The organism is Pseudomonas sp. R151218B TE3479 (assembly GCF_053629195.1).
In genome coordinates, this window is sequence record NZ_JBRJHV010000001.1 from 22,133 (window position 1) to 41,170 (window position 19,038).

Here is a 19,038-nt window from a genome sequence, read left to right on the forward strand (position 1 = left end):
CGGGCAGCTTCCTCAAAGAAGTTTTTCGCAGGACCGGGCCGGGCCAAGTATCCTCAACCACCTGCGAAGGAGGCGCCATTTGATAATTGTTTTCATTTGACCGTCAAGGGTGGATCTTTTGCCACACGAAACCTGTGGGAGCGAGCTTGCTCGCGATAGCGGCCTATCAGTCACTGAGAGGTTGAATGTGCCGCCGTCATCGCGAGCAAGCTCGCTCCCACAGAGGCTCACTGCGACAGACATATAGAGACACACATGAAGTTTCTTTGTACCGCCGCCGAACTGCCCGACAACGGCAGTCGTGGTTTCGACCTCGATGGGCGCAAGGTACTGGCCGTGCGACGCGCCGGCCAGGTGTATGCCTATCTCAACCGCTGCCCGCACCGGGGCGTGCCGCTGGAATGGCAACCCGACCAATTCCTCGACCCCAGCGCCAGCCTGATCCAGTGCGCCACTCACGGCGCGCTGTTCCTGATCGAGAGCGGTGAATGCGTGGCCGGCCCCTGCGCCGGTCAGTTCCTGGCCGCGCTAGACAGCCGGGAGGACGAGCAAGGCATCTGGGTCGAACAGTAGCGGTTCGAGCAACACAGGCAACGCACGGTCCACCCACATCTGCTCGGGCGTCAACGTAACTCCGTAGGCCAACACTTCCACCCCCGCCGCCACCGCATCACGCAGGGCTGCGGCGTACACCGGGTCGATCTCGTGTGCCGGGCGCACGGCCTCGATGCCACTCAGGTTCACGCAATACAGCTGCACCGCCCGCACGCCTTCCCGGGCCAGGCAGGCGAGTTCCCTCAGGTGCTTGGCTCCGCGCAGCGTCACCGCATCGGGAAACGCCGCCACCTGGGTGTCCTCGAAACCCAACGTGACACTTTTGACTTCGACCCAGGCCGAGCCTTGAGGGTAGTCCAGGCGAAAATCGATGCGGCTGTTTTCCACGCCATAAGCCACTTCACGCTTGAGCCCGGTGAACCCGTTCAGTTCACTGATGACCCCGGCGCGCAAGGCTTCTTCGACCAAGGCGTTGGCCCGCGCGGTATTGATGCAGGCCAGCCGCCCTTGAGGGGTTTCGCCGATTTCCCAGGTGCCGGGCAACTTGCGCTTGGGATCGCTGGAGCGACTGAACCAGACGCGCGCGCCTTCAGCCATGCAATTGAGCATCGAGCCGGTGTTGGGGCAGTGAATAGTGAGGAGTTCGCCGTGAACGGTCTCGATATCAGCGAGAAAACGCTTGTAACGTCGAATCAGACGACCTTCTTCCAACGCAGGGGAAAAACGCATCAGCCTTGCCAGCTCCGCAGTCCACGTTCGATTCGCGCCACCGCTTCCTGTAGCCGCGGCAGGCTCTGTGTGTAGGCGAACCGCACATGGTGGCTGGCCTGATGACGGCCGAAATCCAGACCCGGGGTGAAGGCCACATGTTCGGTTTCCAGGAAGTGCTGGCAGAACGCAAAGGCATCACCGCCGAAGGTGCTGATATCGGCATAGAGGTAAAACGCCCCTTGCGGTTCCACCGCGATACCGAAGCCCAATTCCCGCAAGGCCGGCAGCAGAAAATCGCGGCGCAGCGCGAACTCGGCCCGCCGCTGCTCGAAGATTTCGATGGTGGCGGGCTCGAAACAGGCCAGGGCGGCGTACTGGGCCATGCTTGGCGCACTGATGTAGAGGTTCTGCGCAAGTTTTTCCAGCTCGCCGATGGCCGCCGAAGGGGCCACCAACCAGCCCAGCCGCCAGCCGGTCATGCCGAAATACTTGGAAAAACTATTAAGGACAAAGGCGTCGTCGTCGACTTCCAGCACACTGGCGGCGTCGGTGCCATAGGTCAGGCCGTGATAGATCTCGTCCACCACCAGATGGCCGTTGTGGCCCTTGATGGCCTTGGACAAGCCTGCCAGCTCGTCCCGGGTGAGAATCGTCCCGGTCGGGTTGGCTGGCGAGGCCACCAACGCACCGACGCTGTCCTGGTCCCAATGACGGTTCACCAGGTCCGGCGTCAATTGGTAGCGCACATCCGGCCCCACGGGCACCAACTGCGCCGCGCCTTCCACCAGGCGCAGGAAATGACGGTTGCACGGATAGCCGGGGTCGGCCAACAGCCAATGCTTGCCCGGGTCCACCAGCAAGGCGCTGGTCAGCAGCAACGCGCCGGAGCCGCCTGGCGTGATCATGATGCGTCGAGGGTCGATGTCCACCCCGTAGCGCTGCCCATAGAAACCCGAGATAGCCTCGCGCAACTCGGGAATGCCACGGGCCGCGGTGTAACGGGTCTTGCCCGCCGCCAGCGCGGCCTGGCCGGCCTGGATGATCGGTTCGGCGGTGGTGAAGTCCGGCTCGCCGATCTCCAGGTGGATGACGTCATGCCCGGCGGCTTGCAGTTCGTTGGCGCGAGCCAACAGCGCCATCACATGGAAAGGTTCGATGGCGCGGCTGCGCGCACTGTAGGGCTGAGCCATTGGCCTTCCTTCAGGGGAAAAAGAACCGATTCTACCCAACTCGGGAACAACTGCGGGAACGCGCGCGAGGCCAAAGCGGTCTGAGCCCTCGAATTGCCGGAAATGACTCCCGCGATTGGCCCAGGCTTGACTAGAATCAAGCATTGAGCAGGTTTACATCCCCACCGAAGCGAACCCGGCCACGTTTTACAGACCCCGGCCGCCGCAGGCTCGACAACCGGGAGTAGCGCGGCCCGATTTGATCTGGTAAGTTCGCCCGCTTGCAGCCGCAGGGCCGGCAGGTGTCGGTGATGGAGCAATCCTGCGTAGTGGATTACAAGAGTAGAGGCGGTCCATTCATGCCCACCCAAGCAAAGCAAAATCAAAATCAGTCGCTCAGCGGGTTTGAGCCTTACGTCCCGCAAGCTGGCGAAGAGTATATGGGCGCCCCCATGCGCGCGCACTTCACCAAGATCCTGAACAAGTGGAAACAGGACTTGATGCAGGAAGTCGACCGCACCGTGGATCACATGAAAGACGAAGCGGCCAACTTCCCCGACCCGGCCGACCGTGCCAGTCAGGAAGAGGAGTTCAGCCTCGAACTGCGCGCCCGTGACCGTGAGCGCAAGCTCATCAAGAAAATCGACAAGACCCTGCAACTGATCGAAGACGAAGAATACGGTTGGTGCGAGTCCTGCGGCATCGAGATCGGCATTCGCCGCCTGGAAGCCCGACCGACCGCCGACCTGTGCATCGACTGCAAGACCCTGGCGGAAATCAAGGAAAAACAGGTCGGCAAGTAATCGCCGGGGCTGTTATCGAAACGGAGCGTTCATACGCTCCGTTTTTTGTTTCCGATATTTTCCCAAGCTTCGATGCCCCCTGTGGGAGCGAGCTTGCTCGCGATAGCGGTGGGTCAGCCAACAGTGATGTGACTGACAGATCGCTATCGCGAGCAAGCTCGCTCCCACAAGGGGATATGCTTTGTTGTCGAGATTGTATGCCTACCGCCCGGACCCAGTAACCTTCGCCTTATGACTGCCTACATCGGACGCTTCGCCCCCACCCCCAGCGGCCACCTGCATTTCGGTTCGCTGGTCGCCGCCCTGGCATCGTACCTGGATGCCCGAGCCGTGGACGGGCGCTGGTTGCTGCGCATGGAAGACCTCGACCCGCCCCGGGAAGAACCGGGCGCGCAAGCGGCGATTCTCAAGGCGCTGGAAAGCTACGGGTTTGAATGGGACGGCGAAATGGTTCGCCAAAGCGAGCGCCATGACGCCTACGACCAAGTCATCAACCGGCTGTTCAGCCAGGGCCTGGCCTATGCCTGCACCTGTTCGCGCAAGCAACTGGAGGCGTACCGGGGCATTTATCCGGGCCTGTGCCGCAATGCCGGGCACGACGCCAAGGAGGCCGCCATCCGCCTGCGCGTCCCCGAGCTTGAGTACCACTTCACCGACCGGGTCCAGGGCGAATTCCGCCAGCACCTGGGCCGTGAAGTCGGTGACTTCGTGATCCGCCGCCGCGACGGACTCTACGCCTATCAATTGGCCGTGGTCCTGGACGACGCCTGGCAAGGGGTGACCGATATCGTGCGCGGCGCCGACCTGCTGGATTCCACGCCGCGCCAGCTCTACCTGCAAGAACTGCTCGGGTTGCCACAACCGCGTTACCTGCACGTGCCGTTGATCACCCAACCCGACGGGCACAAACTCGGCAAATCCTACCGTTCACCGCCACTGGCGGCCGACCAGGCCACGCCACTGCTGCTACGGGCGTTGCGCGCGCTGGGCCAGCAACCGGGCCTCGAACTGGTCGACGCCAGCCCACGGGAACTGCTGGCCTGGGGCATTCGCCACTGGGACGCGGGCAAGATCCCGCGCACACTGAGCCAGCCCGAAGCGCAAATACGTTGACGGCCCTTGCAGCTTGGCGCCCATCCGTTACCATCGCCGCACGTTTTCGGGCACGCGCATAAATTAGAGAGGCCGGGATGTATATCTATCGCTTGGTCCTGCTCCTGGTAGTGGGGATTTACTTGTTCTCCCCGGCCATCATGGATTGGTGGATCGATGCCACGGGTGCCTGGTATCGGCCGTATCTGCTCTGGCTGATCCTGATTGTCGTGACCTTCATCCTGCAGAGCCAAAAAGATGCCGATGAGCTTTAGCCTGACCCAGATGATCCTGATCAGCGCCGCCTACCTGGCGGTGCTGTTCGGCGTGGCCTGGATCAGCGAACGGGGCATGATTCCCCGGGCGATCATCCGCCACCCGCTGACCTACACCCTGTCGCTGGGTGTCTATGCCAGCGCGTGGGCGTTCTACGGCACGGTCGGGCTGGCCTATCAGTACGGCTATGGTTTCCTCTCCAGTTACCTCGGTGTATCGGGCGCGTTCCTGCTGGCGCCGGTGTTGCTCTACCCGATCCTGAAAATCACCCGCACTTATCAACTGTCCTCCCTGGCCGACCTGTTCGCCTTTCGCTTTCGCAGCACCTGGGCCGGCGCCCTGACCACGATCTTCATGCTGGTCGGGGTGTTACCGTTGCTGGCCCTGCAAATGCAGGCCGTGGCCGACTCCATCAGCATCCTGACCCGCGAGCCGGTCCAGCACCGAGTAGCGTTGAGTTTCTGCGTGCTGATCATCCTGTTCACGATTTTCTTCGGTTCCCGGCACATCGCCACGCGGGAGAAACACGAAGGTCTGGTATTCGCGATCGCCTTCGAGTCGGTGATCAAGCTGATCGCCATCGGCGGCGTCGGTCTTTATGCCCTCTACGGCGTGTTCGACGGCCCGCAACAGCTGGAAGTGTGGCTGCTGCAGAACCAGACGGCCCTCGCCGCCTTGCACACGCCCTTGCAGGAAGGCCCGTGGCGCACGCTGTTGCTGGTGTTCTTCGCGTCGGCCATCGTGATGCCGCACATGTACCACATGACCTTTACCGAAAACCTCAACCCGCGCTCGCTGGTGAGCGCCAGTTGGGGCCTGCCGCTGTTCCTGCTGCTGATGAGCCTGGCGGTGCCGCTGATTCTCTGGGCCGGCTTGAAGCTGGGCGCCAGCACCAACCCGGAATATTTCACCCTGGGCATTGGCATCGCCGCCAACAGCAAGGCCCTGGCCTTGCTGGCCTACGTCGGCGGTCTGTCGGCGGCCAGCGGCTTGATCATCGTCACCACGCTGGCCTTGTCGGGGATGGCCCTCAACCACCTGGTGCTGCCGCTCTACCAGCCACCGGCCGAAGGCAACATCTACCGCTGGCTGAAATGGACCCGACGGGCGCTGATCGTCGCGATCATCATGGCCGGCTACGGTTTCTACCTGATGCTAGGCGACGGGCAGGACCTGGCCAACCTGGGCATCGTCGCCTTTGTCGCCACCTTGCAGTTCCTGCCCGGCGTGTTGTCGGTGCTGTATTGGCCGACCGCCAACCGCCGCGGCTTCATCGCCGGCCTGCTGGCGGGGATCCTGGTATGGCTGGTGGCGATGCTGCTGCCGCTGATGGGTAACTTGCAGGGTTTCTATATTCCGCTGCTGAACATGATCTACGTGCTCGACGACACCAGTTGGCATATGGCGGCCATCGCTTCCCTGGCAGCGAACGTGCTGATGTTCACCCTGATCTCGCTGTTCACCAACGCCAGCAGCGAAGAGGCCAGCGCCGCCGAAGCCTGTGCGGTAGACAATGTTCGTCGTCCGCAACGCCGCGAGCTGCACGCCGCCTCGCCCCAGGAGTTCGCCACGCAACTGGCCAAGCCCCTGGGCGCCAAAGCCGCGCAAAAGGAAGTCGAACAGGCCCTGCGCGACCTTTACCTGCCCTTCGATGAACGCCGCCCGTATGCCTTGCGTCGCCTGCGGGACCGGATCGAGGCCAACCTGTCCGGCCTGATGGGCCCCAGCGTGGCCCAGGACATGGTCGAGACGTTCCTGCCCTACAAGGCCGGCGGCGAGAACTATGTCACCGAAGACATCCACTTCATCGAAAGCCGCCTCGAGGATTACCACTCGCGCCTCACCGGCCTGGCTGCCGAACTGGACGCCTTGCGCCGTTACCACCGCCAGACCCTGCAGGAGCTGCCGATGGGCGTGTGTTCCCTGGCCAAGGACCAGGAGATCCTGATGTGGAACAAGGCCATGGAAGAACTGACCGGGATCGCCGCCCAGCGCGTGGTCGGTTCACGCCTGAGCACCCTGGGCGAGCCATGGAAAGGCTTGCTGCAAGGCTTCATCGACCTGCCTGACGAGCACCTGCACAAACAGCACCTGGCCCTCGACGGCCAGACCCGTTGGCTGAACCTGCACAAGGCGGCGATCGACGAGCCGTTGGCACCGGGCAACAGCGGCCTGGTGCTGCTGGTGGAAGACCTGACCGACACCCAGATGCTCGAAGACAAGCTGGTCCACTCCGAACGACTGGCAAGCATTGGCCGGCTGGCCGCCGGGGTGGCCCATGAAATCGGCAACCCGATCACCGGCATCGCCTGCCTGGCGCAGAACCTGCGCGAAGAGCGCGAGGACGACGGCGAGTTGACGGAAATCAGCGGCCAGATCCTCGAACAGACCAAGCGCGTGTCGCGCATCGTCCAGTCGCTGATGAGCTTCGCCCATGCCGGCGGTCACCAGCACAATGACGAGCCCGTCTGTCTGGCCGAAGTGGCCCAGGATGCCATTGGTCTGCTGGCCCTCAACCGGCGCAATTTCGAGGTGCAATTCTTCAACCTGTGCGACCCGGACCATTGGGTCGATGGCGACCCCCAGCGGCTCGCCCAGGTGTTGATCAACCTGCTCTCCAACGCGCGAGACGCCTCACCGGCCGGCAGCGCAGTGCGGGTCAAGAGCGAAGCCTTCGAACACACGATCGACCTGATCGTCGAAGACGAAGGCAGCGGTATCCCACAGAACATCATGGACCGATTGTTCGAACCTTTCTTCACCACCAAGGATCCTGGCGAAGGCACCGGTCTGGGCCTCGCACTGGTCTATTCCATCGTTGAAGAGCATTATGGACAAATCACCATCGACAGCCCGGCCGATGTTCAGAGCCAACGCGGCACCCGTATTCGGGTGACCTTGCCGCGTCATGTCGAAGCGACGTCCGCTGTGAACTGAGACCGTCGAGAGAATCGAATCAATGCCGCACATTTTGATCGTCGAAGACGAAACAATTATCCGCTCCGCCTTGCGCCGCCTGCTGGAACGCAACCAGTACCAGGTCAGCGAAGCCGGTTCAGTGCAGGAAGCACAAGAACGTTTCAGCATCCCCACGTTTGACCTGATTGTCAGCGACCTGCGCCTGCCTGGCGCCCCGGGTACCGAGCTGATCAAGCTCGGCCAGGGCACGCCGGTGCTGATCATGACCAGCTACGCCAGCCTGCGCTCGGCGGTCGACTCCATGAAAATGGGCGCGGTGGACTACATCGCCAAACCGTTCGACCACGACGAGATGCTCCAGGCCGTGGCCCGCATCCTGCGCGACCGGCAGGCGGCGACCAGCAACCCGGCGGAACCTGTCGGCAAGGCCAGCGCCGCGGCGAAAGCCGGCACCAGCAACCATAATGGCGAAATCGGCATCATCGGCTCCTGCCCGCCCATGCAGGACCTGTACAGCAAGATCCGCAAAGTGGCGCCGACCGACTCCAATGTCCTGGTCCAGGGCGAGTCCGGCACCGGCAAGGAGCTGGTGGCCCGCGCCCTGCACAACCTGTCGCGCCGAGCCAAGGCACCGATGATCTCGGTGAACTGCGCGGCAATTCCGGAGAGCCTGATCGAGTCCGAACTGTTCGGTCACGAGAAAGGTGCGTTCACTGGCGCCAGCGCCGGGCGTGCCGGGCTGGTGGAAGCGGCGGACGGCGGCACGTTGTTCCTCGATGAAATCGGCGAGCTGCCCCTGGAAGCCCAGGCGCGGTTGCTGCGGGTGCTTCAGGAAGGCGAAATCCGCCGGGTCGGCTCGGTGCAGTCGCAGAAGGTCGATGTCCGCCTGATCGCGGCCACCCACCGTGATCTCAAGAGCCTGGCGAAAATCGGCCAGTTTCGCGAAGACTTGTATTACCGCTTGCACGTGATCGCCTTGAAGCTCCCTGCCCTGCGCGAGCGTGGCGCGGACGTCAATGAAATCGCCCAGGCGTTTTTGGCCCGCCAGAGCGCGCGGGTCAATCGCACCGACCTCAAGTTCGCCCCGGACGCCGAACAGGCCATTCGTCATTACGCCTGGCCGGGTAACGTCCGGGAGCTGGAAAACGCGGTCGAGCGGGCGGTAATCCTGTGCGAGAGCCCGGAAATCTCTGCCGACCTGCTGGGCATCGACATCGAACTGAGTGACCTGGACGACGAAGAATTCATCGGCCTGGCCCCGCAACAGGGCGGCGCTGCCAACAACACCAGCCACGAACCCACCGAAGACCTGTCCCTGGAGGACTACTTCCAGCATTTCGTCCTCGAGCACCAGGACCACATGACCGAGACCGAACTGGCGCGCAAGCTGGGCGTCAGCCGCAAGTGCCTGTGGGAACGGCGCCAGCGCCTGGGCATTCCACGGCGCAAGACCGGGGCGACCAGCGAAAGCTGAGGAAGTGTGGGAGCGGGCTTGCTCGCGAATGCGGCGTGTCAGGTAGCGTAAATTCGACTGACACACCGCATTCGCGAGCAAGCCCGCTCCCACAAGGGAAACCCGCTGCGTACACAGAGGATGTGAAAAAACTGTTACCCCAGTCTTTTTCACGTAACAGAAGCCGGGGTTTACGGTAACGAAACCCCGGCTTTTTTTTGCCTCTGAAAAATGGCTATAACCATAGAACCCCCGGTTTCTCTGGGTTTCGCAAAAGTTGGCACGCACCCTGCTATAGCTTTGGTACAAGAACAATAACAAGCAATGCACAAGACAATAAAAATAAGACGAATCGACTCACGCACAATAAAAACAAGACGGCGAGAGGCGCAGCTAACTGATTCTTTTGGAGAGGCGTTGTATTTGGGGCTTGCCCCACAACCAGGCCGAGAACAATAAAAACTGTCTCAAGACAGGTGCCTGAACTGGTTGGATCGATTGATCACTGCAACACAGCGACCAAAGCAATCCGTTTGCTCTTGGCTCCCGATTGGGAGGGTCACGAAGGGAAAACCTCGTGGCGCGGGCACTCAACAAAAACAAGAAGCCCGAAACCAATAATAAAAACAGAGCACGCAACTAATTCTGGGGGAGCTTCGGCTCCCCTTGTGGTTTCTGTCATTTCCCTTCCTTGAAGCCTACAAAGCTTGTCGCTTGCAGCTTGCAGCTCAAAACTGCTGCGTCCTACACCATCCCTCGACTAAATGCTAGAATCCCCGCCCATCATGCGGTCATTCTTCGTTTTTGGCCGAATATTCCTTCAAACAGTGCATCCCATGCTGAAGAAGCTGTTCCAGTCATTCCGTTCTCCCTTGCGTCGTACGCAACACATTCGCAGCACGCCTGAAGTGCTCAACAGCGGCCAGCATTCGCTGCAAAAGGCCCAGTTCAGCCGTTATGCGGTGAACATCGTCGAACGTTTGCAGAACGCCGGCTACCAGGCTTACCTGGTCGGTGGCTGCGTGCGCGACATGCTGCTCAACATCACCCCCAAGGATTTCGACGTCGCCACCAGCGCCACGCCGGAACAGATACGGGCCGAGTTTCGCAATGCGCGGATCATTGGCCGGCGCTTCAAGCTGGTCCATATCCACTTCGGCCGCGAGATCATCGAAGTGGCAACCTTCCGCGCCAATCATCCGCAAAACGATGAAGAGGAAGACAGCAACCAGTCTTCCCGCAACGAGAGCGGACGTATTCTGCGCGATAACGTCTACGGCACGTTGGAAGAAGACGCGCAACGCCGCGACTTCACCATCAACGCCCTGTATTACGATCCGGTCAGTGAACGCATCCTCGATTACGCCAACGGCGTACACGACATTCGCAATCGTCTGATCCGCCTGATCGGCGATCCGAAGCAGCGCTACCAGGAAGACCCGGTGCGGATGCTGCGGGCCGTGCGTTTCGCCGCCAAGCTGGATTTCGGCATCGAAAAACACAGCGCCATGCCGATTCGCGAACTGGCGCCCATGCTGCGGGAAATCCCCTCGGCGCGCCTGTTCGAGGAAGTGCTCAAACTGTTCCTGTCAGGCAACGCCGCAGACACCTTCGAGATGCTGGTGGACCTGCAGCTGTTCGATCCGCTGTTCCCCGCCAGCGCCGAGGCCCTGGAGCACAACCCGACCTACACCCACACCTTGATCAGCGAAGCACTGATCAACACCGACCTGCGCATCAAGCAGAACAAGCCGGTGACACCGGCGTTCCTGTTCGCCGCCTTACTCTGGCCTGCCCTGCCGGCCCGGGTACTGCGCCTGCAAGACCGTGGCATGCCGCCGATCCCGGCGATGCAGGAAGCCGCCCACGAGCTGATCGCCGAACAGTGCCAGCGCATCGCCATTCCAAAACGCTTCACGATGCCGATCCGCGAGATCTGGGACATGCAGGAGCGCCTGCCACGGCGCAGCGGCAAACGTGCCGACCTGTTGCTGGACAACCCGCGTTTCCGCGCCGGCTACGACTTCCTGCTGCTGCGTGAAAGCGCGGGTGAGCAGACTGATGGCCTGGGCGAATGGTGGACCGATTACCAGGACGCCAACGACAGCGAGCGCCGCGATATGATTCGTGAGCTCAGCGGCAAGGATGACGGCGCCAGCGGCCCACGCAAGCGCCGCCGCAGCAGCGGTGCCAAGCGCAAGCGTGCCGGTGTACCGAGCGCATCGGGCGAGTAATCGATGGAACGCATCTACATCGGCATGGGCAGCAACCTGGCCGAACCCGCCGAACAATTGCGCAGTGCCGTCCAGGCGCTGGCGCAATTGCCCGATACCCGACTGGTGGGAGTCTCGGCGTTTTATCAAAGCGATTCCCTGCTACCCGGCCAGCCGCGCTACACCAATGCGGTGGCGGCGCTGGACAGCCACCTGGCACCGCTGGACCTGCTCGATGCGCTGCAGGCCATCGAAACCGGACAGGGTCGCGAACGCCTCGAACGCTGGGGGCCACGCACCCTGGATCTGGACATCCTGCTGTTCGGTGATCGCCTGATCGACGAGCCCCGCCTCAAGGTTCCCCATTACCACATGCAGGCCCGGGCCTTTGTCCTGTACCCACTGGCCGAACTGGCCCCCGCCGATCTGCGCCTGGCCGATGGACGCTTGCTCAAGGACCTGCTTGCCGCGTGCCCATTTGTCGGCCTGGAACGCCTGCCCTCCCACTGACGAAGACATCCCCTGTGGGAGCGAGCTTGCTCGCGATAGCGTCGGCATATCCAGCATCTAGGGTGACTGACACATCGCCATCGCGAGCAAGCTCGCTCCCACAGGTTCCGGTACCGGACAGTCACATCCGGGGCGCTCCCCCAAGCTGAAACGCATCAGTCACCTCGGTAACACCCGGCGGTAACACATCCAATTGACTTCCCGATTGCTCCTCACGACTATAGGCGTCCCGCTGCCGCCAACGCGGCACTAAAGGGCGCAATCCAGGCCTTACAAGCACCACGCATAGAAGGTGCGCCTGTATAGATAACGAATCATGCGCGTTACTCGCAGTCATTCACGAGCGCCTAATGAGGACTTTTTCATGCCAGCTATTACCCTGACCACGCTGCAAGGTCTCAAGCAAAAAGGTGAAAAAATCACCATGCTGACCTGCTATGACGCAACGTTCGCCCATGCCTGCAACGAGGCCGGTGTCGAAGTGCTGCTGGTGGGCGATTCCCTCGGCATGGTGCTGCAAGGTCACGACAGCACGCTGCCGGTGACCACCGCCGAGATGGCCTACCATGTGGCCGCCGTCAAACGCGGTAACACCGATGCGCTGATCCTCGCCGACCTGCCGTTCATGGCCTACGCCACCCTCGAACAAACCATGACCAACAGCGCCATGCTGATGCAGGCCGGCGCCCACATGGTCAAGGTCGAAGGCGCGTTGTGGCTGGCCGATTCGATTCGGCTGCTGGCCGAGCGGGGCATTCCGGTGTGCGCGCACCTGGGCCTGACCCCTCAAGCGGTGAATATTCTCGGCGGCTACAAGGTCCAGGGCCGCAATGAGAACCAGGCGCGGCAGATGCGCGCCGATGCGATTGCGCTGGAGCAGGCGGGCGCGGCGATGCTGCTGCTCGAATGCGTACCCAGCGAACTGGCTGAAGAAATCACCCAGGCGGTGAAGATCCCGGTGATCGGGATCGGCGCCGGCAACGCCACCGATGGCCAGGTGCTGGTGCTGCACGACATGCTCGGGCTGTCGATCACCGGTCGCGTGCCCAAGTTCGTGAAGAACTTCATGGCCGGGCAAACCTCCATCCAGGGCGCCTTGAGTACCTACGTCGCTGAAGTCAAGGCCGCGACTTTCCCGGGCGCCGAACACGGATTTTCCGCATGAACACCGTCAAAACCGTACGCGAACTGCGCGCTGCCGTGGCCCGTGCCCGCAGCGAAGGTAAACGCATCGCCTTCGTGCCGACCATGGGCAACCTGCACAGCGGTCATGTGGCGCTGGTCACCAAGGCCGCACAACGGGCCGACTTCGTGGTGGCGAGCATTTTCGTCAACCCGCTGCAATTCGGCGCCGGCGAAGACCTGGACAAATACCCCCGCACCCTGGCGGCCGACCAGGAAAAACTGCTCCAGGCCGGCTGCCATCTGCTATTTGCCCCCAGCGTCGAAGAGATGTACCCCGACGGCATGGCCGGACAGACCCGGGTCAGCGTCCCGCAATTGTCCGAAGGCTTGTGCGGCGCCAGCCGTCCGGGGCATTTCGAGGGCGTGGCGACGGTGGTCAGCAAGCTGTTCAACATGGTCCAGCCTGACCTGGCGGTGTTTGGCCAGAAAGACTTCCAGCAACTGGCGGTGATCCGCGCCCTGGTCCATGACTTGAACATGCCGATCCAGATCATCGGCGAGCCGACCGTCCGCGCCGAGGATGGCCTGGCGTTGTCGTCACGCAATGGCTTCCTCAGTCCGGATCAACGTGCCGTCGCGCCCGTGGTCTATCGCGTCCTGAGCCAGATCGCCGAGTCAATCAAGCAGGGCCAGCGGGATTTCCCGGCGCTGATCGGCGAACAGCTCAAGCAACTGGAAGCTGCCGGCCTGCGTCCCGATTACCTGGAAATCCGTCACGCCAAGACCCTGCGCCCGGCGTCGAGCGAGGACCGCGACCTGGTGATCCTGGTGGCCGCCTTCCTCGGTACCACACGCCTGATCGACAACCTGCATCTGGACCTCGACACCCCCGCCTGAACATCACAAAACCCCTGTGGGAGCGAGCTTGCTCGCGATAGCGACGCATCAGTCGACATCGATATCGGCTGACCTGACGCCATCGCGAGCAAGCTCGCTCCCACAGAGAGTCATCTGCGTTCCGTCTGTCGGACCTTTCCCGCCCCCGTTGTATAAAAAAGTACCGGGAGCCGGTCAGACAAAGTCAAGACAGATTGCAACGCGAGGTTTACTGTAGTCGCCCTGCGTCTGGCGATCATGTCGATGCAGTGTCCGGATGCCCACCTCGAGCCGCGCCGGAATTTTTAGTGTACAAAAGGTCGTTCAAGTAAAAAGGAAACCCGCAGCGATGGCGTATTACCGAACCCCTCATGACGTGACCGCTCTGCCAGCCTGGCAAGCGCTGAATGACCACCGCAAAGCCATGCAGGATTTCAGCATGCGCGAAGCGTTCAATGCCGATCCGCAGCGTTTCACTCAATTCACCCTGTCGAGCTGCGGCCTGTTTCTCGACTACTCGAAAAACCTGATCAACGCCCAGACCCGCGACCTGTTGGTGGGCCTGGCCAACGAAGTCGACCTCAAGGGGGCGATCAAGTCGCTGTTCGAGGGCGAAATCGTCAACGCCTCGGAAAACCGCCCGGCCCTGCACACCGCCCTGCGTCGGCCGGTGGGCGACAAATTGCTGGTCAACGGCGTCAACGTGATGCCGGACGTGCATAAGGTGCTGAACCAGATCACTGACCTGGTCGGCCGCATTCACGACGGCCTGTGGCGCGGCTACACCGAGAAGCCGATCACCGACGTGGTGAATATCGGCATCGGTGGGTCTTTCCTCGGCCCGGAACTGGTCTCCGAAGCGCTGTTGTCCTACGCGCAAAAAGGCGTTCGCTGCCACTACCTGGCGAACATCGACGGCAGCGAGTTCCACGAACTGACCATGAAGCTGCGCGCCGAGACCACGCTGTTCATCGTCTCGTCGAAATCCTTCAACACCCTCGAAACCCTGAAGAACGCCCAGGCCGCCCGCGCCTGGTACCTGGCCCAGGGTGGTTCCGAAGCCGAGCTGTATCGCCACTTCATCGCCGTGTCGAGCAACAATGCCGCCGCCGTGGCCTTCGGCATCCGTGAAGAGAACATCTTCCCGATGTGGGACTGGGTCGGCGGGCGTTACTCGCTGTGGTCGGCCATCGGCCTGCCGATCGCCCTGGCCATCGGCATGTCGAACTTCAAGGAATTGCTCTCCGGCGCCTATTCCATGGACCAGCATTTCCAGAGCGCCCCGTTCGAACAGAACATGCCGGTGCTGCTGGCGCTGCTGGGCGTGTGGTACGGCAATTTCTGGGGTGCGCAGAGCCATGCCATCCTGCCGTACGACCATTACCTGCGTAACATCACCAAGCATTTGCAGCAATTGGACATGGAATCCAACGGCAAGAGCGTGCGCCAGGACGGGACCCCGGTGTCGACCGACACGGGCCCGGTGATCTGGGGCGGCGTCGGCTGCAACGGCCAGCACGCCTATCACCAGTTGCTGCACCAGGGCACCCAGTTGATCCCGGCCGACTTCATCGTGCCGATCGTCAGCTTCAACCCTGTTTCCGACCATCATCAGTGGCTGTACGCCAACTGCCTGTCCCAGAGCCAGGCGTTGATGCTCGGCAAGACCCGCGCCGAGGCCGAAGCCGAGCTTCGGGACAAGGGCGCCAGCGAAGAAGAGGTGCAGAAACTGGCCTCCCACAAGGTGATTCCGGGCAACCGTCCGAGCAACACCCTGGTGGTCGAACGCATCAGCCCACGGCGCCTCGGCGCACTGGTGGCGTTGTATGAACACAAAGTGTTCGTGCAAAGCGTGGTCTGGGGCATCAACGCCTTCGACCAATGGGGCGTGGAACTGGGCAAGGAACTGGGCAAGGGCGTCTACAACCGACTGGTGGGCAGCGAAGAAAACCCGGCCGAAGATGCCTCGACCCAAGGCTTGATCAACTACTTCCGCGGGCGTCACCGCGGCTGATCGTAGGTCGCACTCCAAGTACTGACCTTTGTGGGAGCGAGCTTGCTCGCGATAGCGGTGGATCAGTTGACACTCATGTTGACTGACACACCGCCATCGCGAGCAAGCTCGCTCCCACAGTTGTTTGTGCATGACTTGAACCCTCCCGCTACTCGGCGCATCTTTATGACTTGTCGCAAAACAAGAATAAGGAACCGTCATGTTCGATATCAGCCAGTACCCCCACGCCGATGCCGTCCGCCGGGCTGCGCAACTGAGTCAGGACGAGTACAAGCGGCTCTACAAAGAATCCATCGAACACCCCAGCGCCTTCTGGGCCGAGCAAGCCACACGCTTTCTCGACTGGATGACGCCCTGGCAGACCGTCCAGCGCTATGACCTCAAGAACGGCGACGCGACCTGGTTCGCCGGCGGCAAGCTGAACGTCAGCGCCAATTGCATCGACCGTCACCTGGACACTCGTGGCGAACAGGTCGCGATCATCTGGGAAGGCGACAACCCCGCCGAATCGGCGCAAATCACCTACAAGAAACTGCACAACCATGTGTGCCGCCTGGCCAACGTGCTGAAAAGCCGCGGCGTGAAGAAAGGCGACCGGGTCTGCATCTACATGCCGATGATTCCCGAGGCCGCCTACGCCATGCTCGCCTGTACCCGCATCGGCGCGGTGCATTCGGTGGTGTTCGGCGGTTTCTCGCCGGACTCCCTGCGCGACCGGATTCTCGATGCCGATTGCCGCACCGTGATCACGGCTGACGAGGGCGTGCGTGGCGGGCGCTTCGTACCGCTCAAGCGCAACGTCGACAAGGCCCTGGAAAGCTGCCCGAACGTCAGCACCGTGCTGGTGGTCGAGCGCACCCAGGGCGAGGTGGGCTGGGTCGAAGGTCGTGACCTCTGGTATCACCAAGCCATGCACGACATGAGCGACGACTGTCCACCCGAACCGATGGACGCCGAAGACCCGCTGTTCATCCTCTACACCTCCGGCAGCACCGGCAAACCCAAGGGCGTGCTGCACACCACGGGCGGTTACCTGCTGCAAGCGGCGATGACGTTCAAGTACGTGCTGGACTACCGCGACAACGAAGTGTTCTGGTGTACCGCCGATGTCGGTTGGGTCACCGGCCATAGCTACATCGTCTACGGCCCGCTGGCCAACGGCGCCACCACGCTGATCTTCGAGGGCGTGCCGAGCCACCCCAGCAGTTCGCGCTTCTGGCAGGTGATCGACAAGCATCAGGTCAACATCTTCTACACCGCACCGACCGCCCTGCGCGCGTTGATGCGCGAAGGGACCGGACCGTTGCAGGAAACGTCCCGCAAAAGCCTGCGATTGCTCGGCAGCGTTGGTGAGCCGATCAACCCGGAGGCGTGGGAATGGTATTTCAACGTGGTAGGCGAACAGCGCTGCCCGATTGTCGATACCTGGTGGCAGACCGAAACCGGCGGCATCATGCTCAGCCCGTTGGTCAGCGCCCCACGGCTCAAACCGGGCTGCGCCACCCGACCGATGTTCGGTGTGCAGCCGGTCCTGCTGGATGAGGTGGGCAAGGAAATCAGCGGCGCCGGCAGCGGTGTACTGGCGATCAAATCCAGCTGGCCAGGGCAAATTCGCAGTGTCTATGGCGACCACCAACGCATGGTGGACACGTACTTCAAGCCCTACCCCGGCTATTACTTCACCGGCGATGGCGCGCGCCGCGACGAAGATGGCGATTACTGGATCACCGGGCGCATCGACGACGTGATCAACGTCTCCGGGCATCGCATCGGCACCGCCGAGGTGGAAAGCGCCCTGGTGCTGCACGACAACATCGCCGAAGCGGCCGTTGTCGGCTATCCCCATGACCTCAAGGGCCAGGGCATCTATGCCTTTGTCACACCGATGAACGGTGTGGAGGCCAATGACGATCTGAAGAAGGAATTGCTGGCCCACGTCAGCAAGGAAATCGGCAGCTTCGCCAAGCCGGAACTGATCCAATGGGCGCCAGCGCTGCCCAAGACCCGTTCGGGCAAGATCATGCGGCGCATCCTGCGCAAGATCGCCTGCAACGAACTCGACAGCCTCGGCGACACCTCGACCCTGGCCGATCCGAGCGTGGTGGAGGGGCTGATCGACAAGCGCCTGAACCGCTGATGTTTCCTGTGGGAGCGAGCTTGCTCGCGATGGGGCCCTGTCAGTCTGCATTGACGTTGACTGCAAGACCACCATCGCGAGCAAGCTCGCTCCCACAGGGACCACGCCAGCCATAACTGCTAAACTCCCGCGCCTCATTTCTCTAAGGCGCGCCCGGCATGTCTTCCTTGAATCAGGCGCTGCGCGCCGCCCTCGACCAGCGTCAGGAACTGCTCGGCCAACTGCACCAGCAAGGCACCGACTGCTATCGCCTGTTCCACGGCAGCCAGGAAGGCGCCCCCGGCCTGACTGTCGACCGCTACGGCCCGCAACTGCTGGTGCAAAGCTTTCACCAGTCGCTGGAACGGGACGACCTGCTGCAACTGCACGGCATCGTCAACGAACGGCTGGGCCTGGAAACCCTGTTGGTCTACAACGACCGCGCCCGGGGCAATTCGCGCGTCGACCGCCAGGACACGGTCTACCAGGCTGACGAAGCCGCCCTGCAAGACTTGGTCGGGCATGAATGGGGCTTGAATTATCGCGTTCGCGGCCGCCATGCAGGGCAGGATCCACTGCTGTTTCTCGACCTGCGCAACGCCCGGGGCTGGGTCAAGGCCCACAGCCGCGGCAAAAGCGTGTTGAACCTGTTCGCCTACACCTGCGGTGTCGGCCTGAGCGCAGCGGCCGGTGGCGCGCGGGAGGTGTGCAACCTGGACTTCGCCGAAGGCAACCTGGCGGTGGGGCGTGAAAACGGCCTGCTCAACCCCGATTTGCCGCCGATGGCGTTCGTGCAGTCGGATTACTTCCCAGCGATTCGTCAACTGGCCGGCCTGCCCATCAGCCAGCGTCGCGGGCAAAAACTGCCCGGCTACGTGCGCCTGGAACAACGCCAGTACGACCTGGTGCTGCTCGATCCACCGGCCTGGGCCAAAAGTGCGTTCGGCACCGTCGACCTGTTGCGCGACTACCAAAGCCTCCTGAAGCCGGCATTGCTCACCACCGCCGACAATGGCGTGCTGATCTGCTGCAACAACCTGGCAAAAGTGTCCATGGACGACTGGCGCGATCAGGTGTTGCGTTGCGCGGAAAAAGCCGGTCGCCCGGTGCGCGAGTGGAGCGTACTGACGCCCGGCAGCGATTTCCCCTCCCTGGACCAGCAACCGCCACTCAAGACCCTGGTCCTCCAGCTCTAAGCCAGGCTCA

Annotated in this window: 15 protein-coding genes; 13 read left to right on the forward strand and 2 right to left on the reverse strand. The window is 62.1% G+C overall.

Translation table 11 applies throughout. The features are described 5' to 3' along the window. Positions 1 to 255 precede the first annotated feature (255 nt). Positions 256 to 573: a Rieske (2Fe-2S) protein gene (locus AB7M32_RS00110; RefSeq protein WP_454248777.1), complete on the forward strand. Its 318-nt coding sequence runs from the start codon at positions 256 to 258 to the stop codon at positions 571 to 573. On the opposite strand, the gene sfsA is transcribed toward AB7M32_RS00110, so the two are convergent. Both sfsA and AB7M32_RS00120 read right to left on the reverse strand, forming a co-directional pair. Further along, positions 529 to 1,284, reverse strand: coding sequence for a DNA/RNA nuclease SfsA (sfsA, locus tag AB7M32_RS00115; RefSeq protein WP_454248778.1), 756 nt, complete (start codon positions 1,282 to 1,284; stop codon positions 529 to 531). The two genes, AB7M32_RS00110 and sfsA, sit on opposite strands and share 45 nt — an antisense overlap. Continuing rightward, entirely contained in the window at positions 1,284 to 2,456 is a 1,173-nt protein-coding gene (locus AB7M32_RS00120) for a pyridoxal phosphate-dependent aminotransferase (RefSeq protein ID WP_192263725.1), read from the reverse strand. The genes sfsA and AB7M32_RS00120 overlap by 1 nt, the downstream gene beginning before the upstream one ends. A 338-nt stretch (positions 2,457 to 2,794) precedes the next feature. Here AB7M32_RS00120 and dksA point away from each other — a divergent pair, with 338 nt between their 5' ends. From dksA to AB7M32_RS00180, 12 genes are all read left to right on the forward strand, one after another. Then, complete coding sequence (dksA, locus tag AB7M32_RS00125; RefSeq protein ID WP_003205639.1) at positions 2,795 to 3,238, forward strand: RNA polymerase-binding protein DksA; 444 nt, start codon at positions 2,795 to 2,797, stop codon at positions 3,236 to 3,238. Between the two features lie 231 nt (positions 3,239 to 3,469). Continuing rightward, entirely contained in the window at positions 3,470 to 4,351 is an 882-nt protein-coding gene (gene gluQRS, locus AB7M32_RS00130; protein WP_454248779.1) for a tRNA glutamyl-Q(34) synthetase GluQRS, read from the forward strand. Positions 4,352 to 4,428: 77 nt separating this feature from the next. After that, positions 4,429 to 4,605, forward strand: a complete 177-nt coding sequence (locus AB7M32_RS00135) for a hypothetical protein (RefSeq protein ID WP_003176118.1) — start codon at positions 4,429 to 4,431, stop codon at positions 4,603 to 4,605. Beyond that, entirely contained in the window at positions 4,589 to 7,543 is a 2,955-nt protein-coding gene (locus tag AB7M32_RS00140) for a sensor histidine kinase (RefSeq protein WP_170866875.1), read from the forward strand. The genes AB7M32_RS00135 and AB7M32_RS00140 overlap by 17 nt, the downstream gene beginning before the upstream one ends. A 22-nt stretch (positions 7,544 to 7,565) precedes the next feature. Further along, complete coding sequence (locus AB7M32_RS00145) at positions 7,566 to 8,999, forward strand: sigma-54-dependent transcriptional regulator (RefSeq protein ID WP_072411747.1); 1,434 nt, start codon at positions 7,566 to 7,568, stop codon at positions 8,997 to 8,999. 815 nt (positions 9,000 to 9,814) lie between these two features. Next, positions 9,815 to 11,212 carry a polynucleotide adenylyltransferase PcnB gene (locus AB7M32_RS00150; protein ID WP_060740589.1) on the forward strand — a complete coding sequence of 466 codons (1,398 nt, stop codon included), beginning with the start codon at positions 9,815 to 9,817 and terminating at the stop codon, positions 11,210 to 11,212. Positions 11,213 to 11,215: 3 nt separating this feature from the next. Further along, positions 11,216 to 11,701, forward strand: a complete 486-nt coding sequence (folK, locus tag AB7M32_RS00155) for a 2-amino-4-hydroxy-6-hydroxymethyldihydropteridine diphosphokinase (RefSeq protein WP_454248780.1) — start codon at positions 11,216 to 11,218, stop codon at positions 11,699 to 11,701. 364 nt (positions 11,702 to 12,065) lie between these two features. After that, the gene (gene panB, locus AB7M32_RS00160; protein ID WP_072411753.1) at positions 12,066 to 12,866 is read left to right on the forward strand and encodes a 3-methyl-2-oxobutanoate hydroxymethyltransferase; all 801 of its coding nucleotides are present in this window, start codon (positions 12,066 to 12,068) and stop codon (positions 12,864 to 12,866) included. Continuing rightward, the gene (gene panC, locus AB7M32_RS00165; RefSeq protein ID WP_454248781.1) at positions 12,863 to 13,723 is read left to right on the forward strand and encodes a pantoate--beta-alanine ligase; all 861 of its coding nucleotides are present in this window, start codon (positions 12,863 to 12,865) and stop codon (positions 13,721 to 13,723) included. Before panB ends, panC begins: the two co-directional genes overlap by 4 nt. A 328-nt stretch (positions 13,724 to 14,051) precedes the next feature. Further along, positions 14,052 to 15,716 (forward strand): glucose-6-phosphate isomerase, encoded by a 1,665-nt coding sequence (pgi, locus tag AB7M32_RS00170; RefSeq protein WP_060740585.1) that lies wholly within the window; start codon positions 14,052 to 14,054, stop codon positions 15,714 to 15,716. A 199-nt stretch (positions 15,717 to 15,915) separates the two neighbouring features. Continuing rightward, positions 15,916 to 17,853 carry an acetate--CoA ligase gene (gene acs / locus AB7M32_RS00175; protein WP_454248782.1) on the forward strand — a complete coding sequence of 646 codons (1,938 nt, stop codon included), beginning with the start codon at positions 15,916 to 15,918 and terminating at the stop codon, positions 17,851 to 17,853. Between the two features lie 158 nt (positions 17,854 to 18,011). Beyond that, on the forward strand, positions 18,012 to 19,028 hold the full coding sequence (locus tag AB7M32_RS00180; protein WP_454248783.1) for a class I SAM-dependent rRNA methyltransferase: 1,017 nt from the start codon (positions 18,012 to 18,014) through the stop codon (positions 19,026 to 19,028). The last annotated feature ends 10 nt before the right edge of the window (positions 19,029 to 19,038 follow it).

Coding starts and splice junctions, on each gene's coding strand:
- folK (WP_454248780.1), top strand. CDS start 11,216: ATGGAACGCATCTACATCGGCATGGGCAGCAACCTGGCCGAACCCGCC.
- AB7M32_RS00135 (WP_003176118.1), top strand. CDS start 4,429: ATGTATATCTATCGCTTGGTCCTGCTCCTGGTAGTGGGGATTTACTTG.
- gluQRS (WP_454248779.1), top strand. CDS start 3,470: ATGACTGCCTACATCGGACGCTTCGCCCCCACCCCCAGCGGCCACCTG.
- AB7M32_RS00150 (WP_060740589.1), top strand. CDS start 9,815: ATGCTGAAGAAGCTGTTCCAGTCATTCCGTTCTCCCTTGCGTCGTACG.
- panB (WP_072411753.1), top strand. CDS start 12,066: ATGCCAGCTATTACCCTGACCACGCTGCAAGGTCTCAAGCAAAAAGGT.
- panC (WP_454248781.1), top strand. CDS start 12,863: ATGAACACCGTCAAAACCGTACGCGAACTGCGCGCTGCCGTGGCCCGT.
- dksA (WP_003205639.1), top strand. CDS start 2,795: ATGCCCACCCAAGCAAAGCAAAATCAAAATCAGTCGCTCAGCGGGTTT.
- pgi (WP_060740585.1), top strand. CDS start 14,052: ATGGCGTATTACCGAACCCCTCATGACGTGACCGCTCTGCCAGCCTGG.
- AB7M32_RS00120 (WP_192263725.1), bottom strand. CDS start 2,456: ATGGCTCAGCCCTACAGTGCGCGCAGCCGCGCCATCGAACCTTTCCAT.
- AB7M32_RS00140 (WP_170866875.1), top strand. CDS start 4,589: ATGCCGATGAGCTTTAGCCTGACCCAGATGATCCTGATCAGCGCCGCC.
- AB7M32_RS00180 (WP_454248783.1), top strand. CDS start 18,012: ATGTCTTCCTTGAATCAGGCGCTGCGCGCCGCCCTCGACCAGCGTCAG.
- AB7M32_RS00110 (WP_454248777.1), top strand. CDS start 256: ATGAAGTTTCTTTGTACCGCCGCCGAACTGCCCGACAACGGCAGTCGT.
- AB7M32_RS00145 (WP_072411747.1), top strand. CDS start 7,566: ATGCCGCACATTTTGATCGTCGAAGACGAAACAATTATCCGCTCCGCC.
- acs (WP_454248782.1), top strand. CDS start 15,916: ATGTTCGATATCAGCCAGTACCCCCACGCCGATGCCGTCCGCCGGGCT.
- sfsA (WP_454248778.1), bottom strand. CDS start 1,284: ATGCGTTTTTCCCCTGCGTTGGAAGAAGGTCGTCTGATTCGACGTTAC.